Origin of the sequence: Bacteroides sp. AF29-11 (assembly GCF_003602895.1) — a bacterium.
GTDB lineage: Bacteria > Bacteroidota > Bacteroidia > Bacteroidales > Bacteroidaceae > Bacteroides > Bacteroides uniformis.
In genome coordinates, this window is record NZ_QTLY01000001.1 from 625,358 (window position 1) to 641,095 (window position 15,738).

The 15,738-nt window shown below is 49.8% G+C and carries 11 protein-coding genes; 9 read left to right on the forward strand and 2 right to left on the reverse strand.

From position 1 onward, the window contains the following. The first annotated feature begins 260 nt into the window (after nucleotides 1-260). From DWZ03_RS02355 to DWZ03_RS02365, 3 genes are all read left to right on the forward strand, one after another. A complete protein-coding gene (locus DWZ03_RS02355; protein WP_117749253.1) occupies nucleotides 261-3,029 on the forward strand; it encodes a TonB-dependent receptor in 2,769 nt (922 codons plus the stop codon). A 60-nt stretch (nucleotides 3,030-3,089) separates the two neighbouring features. Then, nucleotides 3,090-4,019: a metallophosphoesterase gene (locus DWZ03_RS02360; protein WP_162612934.1), complete on the forward strand. Its 930-nt coding sequence runs from the start codon at nucleotides 3,090-3,092 to the stop codon at nucleotides 4,017-4,019. Between the two features lie 179 nt (nucleotides 4,020-4,198). Beyond that, complete coding sequence (locus tag DWZ03_RS02365) at nucleotides 4,199-5,491, forward strand: WD40-like domain containing protein (protein ID WP_005830909.1); 1,293 nt, start codon at nucleotides 4,199-4,201, stop codon at nucleotides 5,489-5,491. A gap of 9 nt (nucleotides 5,492-5,500) precedes the next feature. On the opposite strand, the gene DWZ03_RS02370 is transcribed toward DWZ03_RS02365, so the two are convergent. Further along, nucleotides 5,501-7,306, reverse strand: coding sequence for a mechanosensitive ion channel family protein (locus DWZ03_RS02370; protein ID WP_120128649.1), 1,806 nt, complete (start codon nucleotides 7,304-7,306; stop codon nucleotides 5,501-5,503). A 168-nt stretch (nucleotides 7,307-7,474) separates the two neighbouring features. Here DWZ03_RS02370 and DWZ03_RS02375 point away from each other — a divergent pair, with 168 nt between their 5' ends. From DWZ03_RS02375 to DWZ03_RS02395, 5 genes are all read left to right on the forward strand, one after another. After that, nucleotides 7,475-8,455 (forward strand): calcium/sodium antiporter, encoded by a 981-nt coding sequence (locus DWZ03_RS02375; protein ID WP_050756856.1) that lies wholly within the window; start codon nucleotides 7,475-7,477, stop codon nucleotides 8,453-8,455. 150 nt (nucleotides 8,456-8,605) lie between these two features. Then, a complete protein-coding gene (locus tag DWZ03_RS02380) occupies nucleotides 8,606-9,742 on the forward strand; it encodes a hypothetical protein (RefSeq protein ID WP_005830912.1) in 1,137 nt (378 codons plus the stop codon). Between the two features lie 117 nt (nucleotides 9,743-9,859). Further along, the gene (locus tag DWZ03_RS02385; protein ID WP_005830915.1) at nucleotides 9,860-11,794 is read left to right on the forward strand and encodes a DNA topoisomerase IV subunit B; all 1,935 of its coding nucleotides are present in this window, start codon (nucleotides 9,860-9,862) and stop codon (nucleotides 11,792-11,794) included. After that, complete coding sequence (gene coaD / locus DWZ03_RS02390) at nucleotides 11,791-12,249, forward strand: pantetheine-phosphate adenylyltransferase (protein ID WP_005830918.1); 459 nt, start codon at nucleotides 11,791-11,793, stop codon at nucleotides 12,247-12,249. Before DWZ03_RS02385 ends, coaD begins: the two co-directional genes overlap by 4 nt. 31 nt (nucleotides 12,250-12,280) lie before the next feature. Beyond that, entirely contained in the window at nucleotides 12,281-13,894 is a 1,614-nt protein-coding gene (locus DWZ03_RS02395) for a S41 family peptidase (protein WP_034529349.1), read from the forward strand. A 73-nt stretch (nucleotides 13,895-13,967) separates the two neighbouring features. Here the strand turns inward: DWZ03_RS02395 and DWZ03_RS02400 are convergent, their stop codons facing one another. Beyond that, a complete protein-coding gene (locus DWZ03_RS02400) occupies nucleotides 13,968-14,570 on the reverse strand; it encodes a phosphatase PAP2 family protein (RefSeq protein ID WP_005830921.1) in 603 nt (200 codons plus the stop codon). A gap of 105 nt (nucleotides 14,571-14,675) precedes the next feature. Here DWZ03_RS02400 and DWZ03_RS02405 point away from each other — a divergent pair, with 105 nt between their 5' ends. Then, nucleotides 14,676-15,578 carry a helix-turn-helix domain-containing protein gene (locus DWZ03_RS02405; protein ID WP_005834304.1) on the forward strand — a complete coding sequence of 301 codons (903 nt, stop codon included), beginning with the start codon at nucleotides 14,676-14,678 and terminating at the stop codon, nucleotides 15,576-15,578. Nucleotides 15,579-15,738 lie beyond the last annotated feature (160 nt).

Here is a 15,738-nt window from a genome sequence, read left to right on the forward strand (position 1 = left end):
ATACCTTCCCCTGCACGAGATGTACATCTCATGTTGCTCGATATGTACATCTCATACAGTCCGAGATGCACATCTCGTGCATCTTTAGCATCAGTCTGCCAGATGACGGCAAAGGGAGATACCGCCGAAAGGGTACTACCTCCAAGAATTTATGTAACCTCATTGTAACTGAATCGTTATCTGTTCTTCAACGCTCCGCAATCTCCACGTAACGGCAACCCTCTACTTTTGCGGCAGATTATTAACAGATAATAACAAGTATGAAACAGATTTTGAGAGCATTCTTATTCTTACTCCTATTCACCGCCACCGTCAATACGGCCATTGCCGACGAAAAAGCAAATGTCACGAAACAAGGAACTGTACGTGGACGCATCATCGACGCCACTAAACAAACTCTCCCGGGCGCATCCATCTACATCGAGAAACTACACACTGGCGTGACGAGCGACGTCAACGGCTTCTACACTTTCTCTAACCTTGACCCGGGAACCTATACAGTAAAGGTGAGCTACGTGGGCTACTCTCCCGTAGAACTGAAAATCACCATCCCCGCAGGCCGTACACTGGAAAAAGACGTCGTACTGAACGAAGGCGTGGAGTTGCAGGAAGTGGTGGTAGGCGGCGCCTTCCAGGGACAGCGCCGTGCCATCAACTCACAGAAAAACAACATGGGGATTACGAATGTAGTCTCTGCCGACCAGGTAGGCAAGTTCCCCGACTCCAACATCGGTGACGCCCTTAAACGCATCTCCGGCATCAACGTGCAGTACGACCAAGGCGAGGCACGCTTCGGGCAAGTGCGGGGCACGAGTGCCGACCTCAGCTCCGTCACCATCAACGGCAACCGCGTTCCCTCTGCCGAAGGCGATACGCGCAACGTACAGCTCGACCTCATTCCGGCAGACATGATTCAGACCATCGAAGTGAACAAGGTAGTAACCGCCGATATGGACGGCGACGCCATCGGCGGCAGCATCAACCTCGTCACCAAGAACTCCCCCTACAAGCGTACCATTGCCGCCACCGCCGGAACCGGCTACAACTGGGTGAGCGAAAAGGCGCAACTGAACCTTGGCTTCACCTACGGCGACCGCTTCTTCAACGACAAACTCGGCTTGATTGTATCGGCCTCCTATCAGAGCTCACCTTCTGGTTCCTACGACACCGAATTTGTATGGGAGCAGGATGACAACGGCAAGACGTACGTCAACGACTACCAAATCCGCCAATACTACGTCACCCGCGAACGCCAAAGCTACTCCGCCGCACTGGACTGGGACATCAATGCCAACCACAAACTGACCTTCAAAGGCATCTTCAACAACCGCAACGACTGGGAGAACCGCTACCGTACCACGCTGAAAGACCTTGACCCCGACGGCAACGCCACCGTACGCATACAGACCAAAGCCGGTACGCCGGACAACCGTAACGCCCGCCTGGAACGCCAGCGCACCATGGACTTTGCCCTCGGCGGCGAACACCTCTTCGGCGCCCTCTCCATGGACTGGCACGCCAGCTATGCCAAAGCCAGCGAAGAACGTCCCAACGAACGCTACATCGACTTCCAACTGAAGAAACAGAAGTTCGACATGGACCTGAGCGACGAACGCCAACCCTTTGCCAGCCCCAAAACAGGCTCTACCATGACATTGAACGATGAATTCAGCCTGAAAGAGCTGACGGAACAGCAGGAAGACATCAAGGAGCAGGACCTGAAGTTCTCCGCCAACTTCAAACTTCCCCTCAAGAACGGCAACAAGCTGAAGTTCGGCGCAAAGGTAGTGCGCAAGACCAAGGATAAAGAAGTGGACTTCTACGAATACTCTCCTCTGGACGAGGATGCCTTCATGACGAACAGCCTGGCAAATACAGTGGACCAGACCAACAAGAACTTCATGCCCAACAACAAATACCAGGCAGGTATCTACGCCAGCAAGGAATACACCGGCTCTTTAGACTTGAACAACGCTTCCCTCTTTGAGAAAGAGCAGGTGCAGGAAGAACTTGCCGGAAACTTCAACGCCCGCGAAACCGTGACTTCCGGCTACCTCCGCTTCGACCAAAAACTGACAAAAGACGTGGAACTGATGACCGGACTTCGCATAGAGAACACCAACCTTGCCTATACGGGACGCACCTACGATGCCGACGAAGACCTCACCAGCAAGACCGACCGTCAGCGCAACAGCTACATCAACTTCCTGCCGTCGCTGCTCGTAAAGTGGAATGTAAACGATGACTTCAAAGTGCGCGGTTCGTTTACCCAAACCTTGTCACGCCCCAAATACTCGGCCCTCGTGCCCAGTGTGAACATCAAGCGTTCCGACAACGAAATCACCATCGGAAACCCGGAGCTGAAACCTACCGTCTCCTACAACTTCGACTTGAGTGCCGACTACTACTTCCGCAGCATCGGTCTGATAAGTGCCGGCATCTTCTACAAGAAGATAGACGACTTCATCGTAGACCAGGTGAGCACCAACTACGAATACCAGGGTAACACCTACACCCGCTTCACCCAACCCAAGAATGCGGGCAACGCCAACCTGGTAGGGGTAGAGTTATCCTACCAGCGCGACTTCAGCTTCATTGCTCCCGCTCTGAAATGTGTAGGTTTCTACGGAACGTACACCTACACCCACTCCCGTGTGGAAGACTTCAACTTCGAAGGTCGCGAGAATGAGAAAGACTTGAGCATGCCAGGCTCTCCGGAGCATACCGCAAATGCTTCCCTATACTTTGAAAAAGGCGGTCTGAATCTGCGCCTGAGCTATAACTTCGCTTCCGATTTCATCGACGAAATGGGAGAAAGCACCTTCTACGACCGCTACTACGACAAGGTGAACTATATGGACGTAAACGCCAGCTATACCTTCGGAAAGAAGTTCAAGACTACCTTCTACGCCGAAGCCAACAACCTGCTGAACCAGCCGCTACGCTACTACCAGGGCACAAAAGACCGTACCATGCAGGCAGAATACTACGGCGTGAAAGTGAATGCGGGAGTGAAGATTAATTTTTAAACAGCGAATTCTATCTCAACAAGTTATCAACATTAACTACTCAACAATTTAATAATGACAATGAAGAAAATATTCCTTTTACTGTTTATTGCCCTACTCGGCAACGCAGCCATTGCCCAAATCACCGATTACTCCATCTTCGACAAGAAGTTCAACTTCTACGTAGCCAACGACCTCGGCCGTAACGGCTACTACGACCAAAAGCCCATCGCCGAACTGATGGGACAAATGGCAGAAGAAGTAGGCCCCGAATTCGTTCTTGCCACCGGCGATGTACACCACTTTGAAGGCGTACGTAGCGTGAACGACCCGCTTTGGATGACCAACTACGAACTTATTTACAGCCACCCGGAGCTGATGATAGACTGGTTCCCCCTGCTGGGCAACCACGAATACCGTGGCAATACGCAGGCTGTGCTCGACTACAGTAATATCAGCCGCCGCTGGACCATGCCCGCCCGTTATTATACCAAGACGTTCGAGGACAACGGCGCTACCATCCGCATCCTTTGGGTAGACACCGCCCCGATGATTGACAAATACCGCAACGACAGCGAGACCTATCCCGATGCCTGCAAGCAGGATTACCAGCAACAACTTTCCTGGATAGATTCCGTACTGACTGCCGCCAAAGAGGACTGGGTTATCGTTGCCGGACACCATCCCATCTATGCCGAAACCCCGAAGGACGAGAGCGAACGCGCGGATATGCAGGCACGTCTCGATCCCATCCTGCGCAAGCACAAGGTGGATATGTACATCTGCGGGCACATCCACAACTTCCAGCACGTACGCGTGGCAGGCAGCGACATCGACTATATCACCAATTCTGCCGGTTCGCTCGCCCGCAAGGTGAAGCCCATCGAAGGGACCGTATTCTGCAGCCCCGAACCGGGTTTCTCCATTGTATCGGCCAGCAAAAAGACACTGGAACTGCGCATGATTGACAAGAAAGGGAATGTATTGCACACGGTGACGCGCAGCAAATAATCCAAGCCGGCACGCAAGCAGGCGCATTCCCCCGAAGCCCTGCCGAACAACCACTTTCCTCCCACGAAGCAAAAGACCATGTTTCGTAGGAGGATTTTTCCATCTCATACGACAAAAACAAAGCCTATCCGCAGGAATACAAGAAAAAGCCCTATATTTGCATTTGTCAATACATAACTATGATGAAGAAGATACACTTCCTGCTACTAATCAGCCTGCTACTTGCCGCTTGCAGTGATGACGACAAAGAGAAACAACCCGCTTTTGTGACCAATATCACCATATCCGATGCCGGAAAGACCTTCAATCCCGGTGATGCCGTGACCGTCAAAGCCGACGGCTTGCAGAGCGGCGACCAAATCATATTGGACATCTACTGGCCGATAGCCGACAATCCTCTCTTTCCCGAAGGGTATTCACGCTACACACGCGCCGTTACCACGGAGCAAACCACCAACAGCATTACTTTCCTTGCCCCCGGACACTGGCCCGCCTCACGGGTAGAAATGTTCCTGGAACGGGCAGGACAGCTTCAGCCTCTCGGCCAGATTTCGGTAGCCGACGGACAATCCCCCGAAGAACCATATCTCTACGGTATCACCAACTCCCACGCCATTTACACACCGACCGTTCCCCGCGGCATCACCCGTATCGACCTGGTAACACAAGAAATATCGGAAGTAATCCAGTTCCATGACGACGAAGATTTCCACCTTGCCGCCAACATCCCCGGCACCAACATCCTCTGCGGGATACGGGAGAAAGACGGCAGTAGTTTCATCGACGGATACGACCTCTGCATGCACTATTGGTGTAACCCGGTAGAACGTAACGCAATTACCATCTGCTCGGACTTCAACAACACTGTTTCCCTGGAAATGGCCGGAGATAAGCTCCTCACCTACTGTAGCATCTCTTATCCGGTATATACCCGGTTGAATATGCCACCGATACATACTCCCGAAATACCATTACCGGATGGACTGAAGCCCGAATCCCTCTCACGCTATCCGGGCGTGATAGCCGACGTCCACATGCTGCTCTCGGCCAACAACGGCGACGACACCTTCTCGCCCGTCGTGATAGACATCGCCAAAGAAAAGATGCACTGCTACGACCCCATCAAAGCCGAAGCCTTGATACCTTTCCGGATTATGGAACCATCCCCCGAAAACCCAAACAGCCTGCAATGCAAAGGAGGCTATATCGTTTCCCGTGCCAATGGTGGAGATACGCAATTCTGCTTATGGGATACTACTGCCGGAAACTTGAAAGAGCCTTTCGCCACCTACCCCAACGCCGTACGCTCCGCTGCCATGTACTACTCCAAGGACGGGCAGACAAGGAAACTCTACGTGCAGTTTGCAGGCTATCGTGAAGGCGACTTCATCGAAACTTATGATTTCCAGACAAAGGAATGGAGGATGTTTATGTTCTACGTACCGTTTGCAGAGATTTTACTGGCACGATAACCGGCTCCCTTACTGCTTTTTCTCCCGTAAGTCATCCTTGGGTATGGTCGTCTCACTGCCGTCACGCGTAGCTATGTAGTGAGGAGACATGATTTCGATGCCTGCTTCGTTGAAGGCATCCTGGATATTCTGATGCAAATCAGAGTAAATCTGGCTAAGGCTGTTGGCATCCCTGATATAGGCATTCACTTGATAAACCGGATAATAATCCTGAAGGGAAGTCTCCAATACAAACGGACGGGGATCATCTATCACTCCAGGAGTATTCAATGCAGCCTCTATCAACAGCTGATGTGTCTTCCGCCACGGAACATCGTAGCCAATACTGACCTCCGAATGGATAATCAATCCATACTCACGGGCAGACTGGCTGTAATTGACCGTATGGGAAGACATGATGAAAGAGTTCGGAATGGTCACCACCTCATTCTTCGGAGTACGGATGCGGGTGACGAGCGGTGTTTTCTCAATGATGTTGCCCGTAGTATCGTTCAGCTTGATGCGGTCACCCAGCTTGAAAGGCCGCATGTAGGTTATGACCAGTCCTGCAATGATATTGCCGATAACCGTACTGGAACCGAGCGAAACAATCAAGCCGACAAACACGGAGATTCCCTGGAAGACTCCCGACTTGGAACCCGGCAGATAAGGGTAAATCATGGCAATCATAAACGCATAAAGCAAGAAGCGCACAATATGATAGGTAGGAATGGCCCAATCCGGATAGAAGCCGTTTATCTTCAGCCGTTCAGCCTGCACCTCATTGGCAAGATAACGCACCAGTCTGACCAGATACTTCACCGCATAGCATATCACAAAGATAGTGAACAGATTGGGTATATAGTCGGCTATTCCATTCAAGATGACCTTTATAGGATTCCAGATGTAGGAGAATAATGTATAAGCCAAGCTCTTGGTCTGAGGGAAAATGGAGAATAATAACGGAACCGTCAGCAGCAACTGCAACAGCATGACTACATAACGCACCAGGTTGGCAACAAACACCAGCAGGTTGACCTGCTTCTGCGTATCCAGCAATTCATAATCCTGAATAGAGATCGGTTTCAGCTTGGTATCCTTCAGCTTCTGAATGCGTAGTTTGAGTTTTCTGAACAGCCAGTTGGTAAACTTGAACAAGAAGAACTGTCCCACAAGCACCAGGATAAAGTACAAGATACGCTTACCCAACTGCCACAAGCTATGCTCCTTCTGCATGGCTTTCAGTTTGTCCACCACGACATGCCTCTTGCTGGCGGCCAGCTGGTCGCGGGTACAGTTTTCCCACAAAGCATCCTGATCGGTAAAGGAAATGATGACCTTTTCGCCATACATCAAGTCTGTAACAATATCCGTACTCTCTAAATAAACAGAGTCCGGACGCAGATTGAAACGCGTGCCCAATGCTTCGATGACGTTGCTTACATCTTTGGCTCGCTGTTGGGGCGTATGCCCTCCACGCTTGGCATACAGATAGAACAAAGTGTCCTTCTCCACCACCACCGGAATACCCGGTGTCACCGTCCGCAACGAATCAATGCGTTGTTTCTGCAATGCCAGCTTCACCGAATCGGCCGCATAGCCCGCCAACTTCATCTGCTCCATTTCCATCCGCAGGTTCGCCTCATTCAGCCGGGCTGTTTCCAACTCCTGCCGGACAAGCGACAACTGAATCGAATCGGAGTCAGTCCTTGCCACTGTGACACTCCCCACACTATCCTCACCTAAAACACTGAGCACTTTATCTACCAACTGAGCTGACACTCCGTCCGCCAGCATCAACAGCCAACAAAGAAAGAAAGCACGGATAACCTTCATATATAAACTTCTTGATTTGATTCTTTAATTATGCAAATATACCCAATAAATGCTTCAAACATACGGAATGTTTTTAACTTCCTACCCTAATCGACATAACTTTTTCATGCAAACATGAAAGTTCTGTATCCGGTTTGCATTATCTTTGTACTCAAAATTGACATGCCTATGGATATATTGTTTCTTGTCGGAGGACTGCTCCTCATTCTTTTGGGCGCCAATGGTTTGACAGATGGTGCCGCATCCGTTGCCAAACGTTTCCACATACCGTCCATCGTCATCGGGCTCACCATTGTTGCCTTCGGCACTTCCGCACCGGAACTCACCGTCAGCATATCCTCTGCTCTCAAAGGCAGTGCAGACATTGCCATTGGCAATGTGGTGGGAAGCAATACGTTCAATACCCTGATGATTGTGGGTTGTACGGCCCTTTTTGCCCCGATAGCCATTACCCGTAACACACTGAAACGCGAAATACCCCTTTGCATCCTTTCATCCTTCGCCCTGCTGATTTGTGCCAACGACGTCTTACTGGACAGCAGTGGGGAGAACATACTCAGCATCACCGACGGCCTATTGCTGCTATGCTTCTTTACCATTTTCCTGAGTTATACTTTTGCCATTGCAAAAAGGGATGGAAGTATGAAGGAACCGGAAAAGGAGCACTTACAGGAAGAAGACGAAATCAGGCTGTTACCCGCGTGGAAGTCCGCCCTATACATTCTCGGCGGACTTGCCGGCCTCATCATCGGAGGTAATTTCTTTGTAGACGGTGCCAGCGGCATAGCCCGCGGATTGGGTGTCAGCGAATCCATCATCGGTCTCACGCTCGTAGCAGGCGGCACTTCATTACCCGAACTCGCCACCTCCATCGTAGCCGCCTTGAAGAAAAACCCCGAAATAGCCATCGGAAACGTCATCGGAAGTAATCTCTTCAATATATTCTTCGTACTGGGTTGTTCGGCCTCCATCACTCCACTGCGTCTGACGGGCATCACCAATTTCGATTTGTGGGTACTCGTAGGGTCCAGCATCCTGCTTTGGCTGTTCGGTATCTTTTTCGGGAAACGCATCATCACCCGGGTGGAAGGAAGCATTCTGATTCTCTGCTACATTGCCTACACAGCGGTACTGATATACAACCTCTAACAGCAAATTTACAAACACCCTACGCGGTATTTTAAAGATTATCACGTATTTTTAAATAAGGCAAGCTGTACCTCGGCATAAAAAATAAGCAAGCTTATTTTGTTCTGCTCTCAGTTTGCATTACCTTTGTGGTCTCAATATTGAACAACTATGGCAATTACAATCAAGAAAGTAACCACAAGACGGGAACTGGAGCGCTTTATCCGTTTCAACTACCTGCTATACAAAAACAACCCTTATTCCGTCCCCGACCTTTTCGATGACATGCTCAACACCTTCAACAAGAAGAAAAACGCTGCATTCGAATTTTGTGAAGCCGACTATTTCCTGGCTTATCGGGAAGGTAAAATCGTAGGACGTGTAGCTGCCATCATCAACCACAAGGCAAACCAAACCTGGAACAAAAAGGAAGTCCGCTTCGGCTGGATAGACTTCATCGATGATGCGGAAGTCTCCGATGCCCTGATTCGCACCGTGGAAGAATGGGGAAAAGAACGGGGAATGACACATATACAAGGCCCGCTGGGATTCACAGATTTCGATGCCGAAGGTATGCTCATCGAAGGATTCGACCAGCTCAGCACCATGGCCACCATTTATAACTATCCCTACTATCCGCAACATCTGGAACGCATGGGCTTTGAGAAGGATGCCGATTGGGTGGAATACAAAATCTACATTCCCGACGCCATACCCGACAAGCACAAGCGCATCTCCGACCTCATCCAGCGCAAGTATAACCTCAAGGTAAAGAAATACACATCTGCCAAGAAGATTGCCCAAGACTACGGTCAGGCCATCTTCGAACTGATGAACGAAGCCTATCAGCCACTCTATGGCTATTCTGCACTGAGCCAACGGCAGATTGACCAATACGTCAAGATGTACCTGCCCATCCTCGACCTACGCATGGTGACATTGATTACCGATGCCGATGACCAGCTGCTTGCCGTAGGCATTTCCATGCCGTCACTCGCCGAAGCGTTGCAAAAAGCCCACGGGCGCCTGCTTCCTATGGGTTGGTATCACCTGGCCAAGACCATCTTCTTGAAGAAATATCCCAAGATGCTCGATTTGCTGCTGGTTGCCGTGAAACCGGAGTATCAGAACAAGGGGGTAAATGCATTGTTGTTCTCCGACCTTATCCCCGTCTATCAGCAACTTGGTTTCGAGTATGCCGAGAGTAATCCGGAGCTGGAGCTGAACGGCAAGGTGCAAGCGCAGTGGGAGTACTTCAAGACGGAACAGCATAAACGGAGAAGATGCTTTGTGAAAGGAATAAAATAAGTTCTAAATCCAGAATATAAGCTTGTCAGAAGTCCATAAAAGACATTATTTTTTTGCGAACCCCCGAATTTCTCATTACCTTTGTCGCAATGCGCAATATGAAGGAATAACGTACTTATGGAAGATAACAACAATATGACCCTGCCGCTGGAAGAAGCAGACAACAATATCACAGAGAGCCCCGTTTCCAGCGTGGAATATACCGACGACAACATCCGCCACCTCGACGACATGGAACATATCCGTGTCCGTTCCGGTATGTACATAGGCCGTCTGGGCGACGGCTCACAGAACGATGACGGCATCTATGTGTTGCTGAAAGAAGTGATGGACAACAGCATCGACGAGTTCAAGATGGGTGCCGGAAAGCGTATAGAAGTGACTATAGAAGACAGTCTGCGTGTCAGCGTACGCGACTATGGACGAGGCATTCCGCAAGGCAAACTGGTAGAGGCGGTCAGCAAACTGAATACCGGGGGTAAATATGACTCGAAGGCTTTCAAGAAAAGTGTCGGACTGAACGGCGTGGGCATCAAGGCGGTCAATGCGCTGAGTAGCCGTTTCGAGGTACGCAGTTACCGCGACGGCAAAGTACGTACCGCCATCTTCGAGAAAGGAACGCTGTTGAGTGATGTGACCGAAGACTCGACAGAAGAAAGCGGAACCTATATCTTCTTCGAACCGGACGCCACACTCTTCCTGAACTATTCCTTCCAGAACCAGTTCGTAGAAACCCTGCTGCGCAACTACACCTACCTGAATACGGGCCTCACCTTCATTTACAACGGCCAGCGCATCGTTTCCCGCCACGGGCTGGAGGACTTGCTGAAAGACAACATGACCAGCGAAGGCCTTTACGACATCATCCACCTGAAAGGAGAGGACATCGAGATTGCCTTCACACACACCAACCAATACGGCGAAGAGTACTACTCCTTTGTCAACGGGCAACACACCACCCAAGGCGGCACACACCAGACTGCCTTGAAGGAACACATTGCCCGTACCATCAAGGAGTTCTACAACAAGAACCAGGAATATGCCGACATCCGCAACGGACTGGTAGCCGCCATTGCCATCGACGTGGAGGAACCCATGTTCGAGAGCCAGACCAAAACGAAACTGGGCAGCAACAACATGTGGCCTGCCGCGCCGCAGGAACACAAGCCCGCCGGCCCCACGGTGAACAAATACGTAGGAGACTTCATCAAGACGGAAGTGGACAACTACCTCCACAAGAACCCGCTTGTGGCCGAAGTGATGCTGCAAAAGATACAAGACTCCGAGAAAGAGCGCAAAGCCATTGCCGGCGTCACCAAGCTGGCACGCGAACGCGCCAAGAAAGCCAACCTGCACAACCGCAAGCTGCGCGACTGCCGCTACCACTTGAGTGACGGTAAAGGCAAAGACCAGGAAACCGAATCCTGCATCTTCATTACCGAGGGAGACTCTGCCAGCGGTTCCATCACCAAGAGCCGCGACGTGAATACCCAAGCAGTATTCAGCCTGCGTGGTAAACCGCTAAATTCCTACGGACTCACCAAGAAAGTAGTTTATGAAAACGAAGAATTCAACTTGCTTCAAGCAGCCTTGAATATAGAAGACGGCATAGAGACACTGCGCTACAACAAAGTCATCGTAGCTACCGATGCCGATGTGGACGGCATGCACATCCGCCTGCTCATCATCACCTTCTTCCTGCAGTTCTTCCCCGACCTGATAAAGAAAGGGCATGTATATATCCTGCAAACCCCTCTCTTCCGCGTGCGCAACAAAAAGAAGACAAGTTATTGCTATACAGAGGAGGAACGTGTGAAAGCCATTGAAGAACTGGGTCCCAACCCCGAAATCACCCGATTCAAAGGTCTGGGAGAAATCTCGCCCGACGAGTTCAAGCATTTTATCGGCAAGGATATGCGTCTGGAACAAGTGTCCCTGCGCAAGACAGACCTCGTAAAAGAGCTGCTGGAATTCTACATGGGTAAGAATACCATGGAACGACAAAACTTTATTATCAACAACTTGGTTATAGAAGAAGATTTGGCATCATGAGAAGAGCTATCTTTCCGGGAACATTCGACCCGTTTACTATCGGACACTCTTCGGTAGTGAGCCGTGCACTGACTTTTATAGACGAAATCGTCATAGGCATCGGCATCAATGAAAATAAGAATACGTATTTCCCCTTGGAAAAGCGCGAACAAATGATACGAGACTACTACCGGAACGAGCCGCGCATCATTGTGCAGTCCTATGACTGCCTGACTATCGACTTTGCCCGGCAGGTAGATGCCAGTCTGATAATACGCGGCATACGCACCGTGAAGGATTTCGAATACGAGGAAACCATTGCCGACATCAACCGCAAACTGACCGGCATAGAAACCATCCTGCTCTTCACCGAGCCAGAACTTACCTGCGTCAGTTCCACCACCGTGCGCGAACTGCTGCAATACGGCAAGGACATAAGCATGTTCATACCGGAGGGAATGGAGATTAGGGATTAAGGATAAAGGATTAGGGATTAAAATGGAAATGATGAAAAAACTATTTACTATTATAATATGTATATGCGCGGTGACGGCACAAGCGCAAAAGCCGAACAATGAAGCCCTGCGCAAACTGCAAATGGCAGAGTTTGCCATCACCAACCTTTATGTGGACAAGGTGGATGAAGACAAACTGGTGGAAGAAGCCATCATCAAGATGCTGGCACAACTCGACCCGCACTCCACCTACAACAACGCCGAAGAAGTGAAGAAGATGAACGAGCCGTTGCAAGGCAATTTCGAGGGCATCGGCGTACAGTTTCAGATGATAGAAGATACCCTGCTTGTGATACAACCCGTGAGCAACGGACCTTCCGAGAAGGTGGGCATCCTTGCCGGCGACCGTATCGTAGCCGTCAATGACAGCGCCATTGCCGGAGTAAAAATGAGCACGGAAGATATTATGAGCCGCCTGCGCGGACCGAAAGACTCGGAAGTGAAACTCACCATCGTGCGCCGTGGCGTGGACGACCAGCTGTACTTCACCGTGAAGCGTGACAAAATTCCCATCCTCAGCCTGGACGCATCTTACATGATACAACCCAAAACCGGCTATATCCGTATCAACCGCTTCGGGGCAACCACCGCCGAAGAGTTTGCAGAAGCCCTGAAAAGCCTGCAAAAGAAAGGAATGAAAGACCTCATCCTCGACCTGCAAGGAAATGGAGGAGGGTATCTGAATGCCGCCATCGACCTTGCCAACGAATTTCTGAAGCAAAAAGAACTCATCGTCTACACCGAAGGAAGGGCCGCACGCCGCAGTGATTTCTTTGCCAAAGGTACGGGCAACTTCAAGAACGGCCGTCTCATCATATTGGTGGACGAGTACTCCGCTTCTGCCAGTGAAATCGTGACCGGAGCCATCCAGGACTGGGACAGAGGCGTGGTAGTAGGACGCCGCACCTTCGGCAAGGGATTAGTACAGCGTCCTATCGACCTGCCGGACGGTTCCATGATTCGCCTCACTATCGCCCGCTACTATACTCCTTCGGGCCGTTGTATCCAGAAGCCTTACGACAGCACCGCCAACCTCGACGGCCGCCTAACCGGCGAGAACAGTCAGGATAAGTATAACCAGGAACTGATAGACCGCTTCAATCATGGAGAAATGATTCATGCGGACAGTATCCATTTTGCCGACTCCCTGAAAGCACAGACCAAGCGTATGGGACGTACCGTTTACGGAGGTGGAGGTATCATGCCCGACTTCTTCGTCCCCATCGACACTACCCAGTACACAGACTATCACCGCAACCTCGTAGCCAAAGGCGTGGTTATCAAAGCCACTACCGGCTACATCGAGAAGCACCGGAAGGAGTTGCAGAACAAATACAAGAAATTCGAAGCCTTCAACGAGAAGTTCGAGATAGACGATAACTTCCTTGCCGAAATACGTACGCTTGCCGACAAAGAGAAAATCAAGTTTGACGAGAAACAGTACAACCAATCCCTACCGCTCATCAAGACACAACTTAAAGCCTTGATAGCCCGTGACCTATGGGACATGAACGAATACTTCCAGGTGATGAACAGCACGAACCAGAGCGTGCAGCAAGCTCTAAAAGTGTTGAACGAAGGCATCTACAGCACTATTATCCAATAGCCGACTTGAAACAAACTTAGGCGCGGATTATGCGGATTTAGTTTATCTAATTCCGCGTAATTCGCGCCTAAAATCATTCTCCGAACAGCCACTTATTCAGCCACTTGTTGACGTAGATGTTGACCACAGCACATCCAGCACCGATTGCAGCCCCCGCCAACACATCCGACGGATAATGCACTCCCTCGTTCATACGGGAAACTCCCACGGAACAAGCCCACAGGGCAGACGGAGCTATCACATACCATTTAGGATACTTTACACTGAGCGAGGTGGCAAGGGCAAAAGCCGTCGCCGTATGTCCGGAAGGAAAAGACGGGCTGCCTTCATGGCTATATGCATGCACTCTGTCGGGATATTTATCATAAGGACGCTCACGGTCCACCAGATATTTCATTCCATAAGTCACAACAAAAGCCCCCGCTACACTTGTACCTACGTAGACCGCATCTTTCAGCAAACCCTTATCATGTTTTATCCAAGCGGCAACCGCCATCGCCACCGGAACACCGACAGCAACATAGGGCTCCGAACGTGAAATTATCTTATTATAGTTACGGACAAACTTGCCATCCCAACTGTTAACCCGGTGCAAAGTGTTAATATCCCAATTCTGTGCCGAAAGACCGGATACAACAAGGCAGATAAAATATACAAAAAAAATAGCCTTTTTCATAAGTCCTTTATATTAGTTTGACGCAAAGATAGGACAAATAGATAGAGTTTTCACAAAAAAATTCTATCTTTGTTGCCACATTTATAATAATTCGCTAATCATTTCATGAGACTGGAAACTTGCTGCAACCGACAGATTGATTGTATGGTATGTCCCCAAAAATCAGAAGGAGTATTGGTTTACCGCCACTACCCCAAGGGACAACATTTCTCTGCTGAAAAGTGCACACAGAACTGCATGATATTTATGCTGAAAGGTGAATTACTTGTAAACAGTGACGAATATCCGGGCACCACTCTCCAAAGCCGCCAGCTCATCTTGCAAGCCATCGGCTCCAAAGTAGAACTCCTGGCTTTGACCGAAGTGGAATATATTGTCTATTGGTTCACCGAGCTTCCTCTGATTTGCGAAGAGCGCTACAAGGAGATACTGAAACGCTCGGAAGCCCCCTTGACTTATACCCCGCTTACCGCGATTTCCATGCTCGAAGGGCTCCTGAAAAGCCTTGCCTGCTACCTCAACGAGCAACCCTATGCGTGCAGCAAATACATTGAAATGAAATGCCAGGAATTGGTATACATATTGACATGCTACTATCCGCTACACCAAATCAGTACATTCTTCTACCCCATCAGCACTTATACGGAAAGCTTCCAATATTTCGTCATGCAGAACTACGACAAGGTGAAGAATGTGGAAGAGTTTGCCCACCTCGGTGGATATACCACCACCACATTCCGCCGTCTGTTTAAAAATATGTATGGGGTCCCGGTCTATGAATGGATTCTGGACAAGAAACGTGAAGGAATTCTGAACGACCTGCAATACACCAAACAACGCATTTCAGTCATCAGCGCCCGCTATGGCTTTGATTCCCTATCCCACTTTGCCCACTTCTGCAAAGACTCTTTCGGAGACACGCCCCGCGCCCTGAGAAAACGTTCAGCAAACGGAGAAAAGATTTCCATTATCTGCAAAGAGCAAGGCAAAGACCAGGAGGACGAGTAAACCTTTTACTTGTCCGTAAACTTCGCATTCTGCCGGATTACGGAATTATTTCTTTAATCGCTTGCTTTATCGCTGGATTTCTCCTATTTTTGCGAAACATTTACAGAAGTATCCTGATAGAACAAATTTTCAAACTATTAAATAACTTAAATTCAATCAT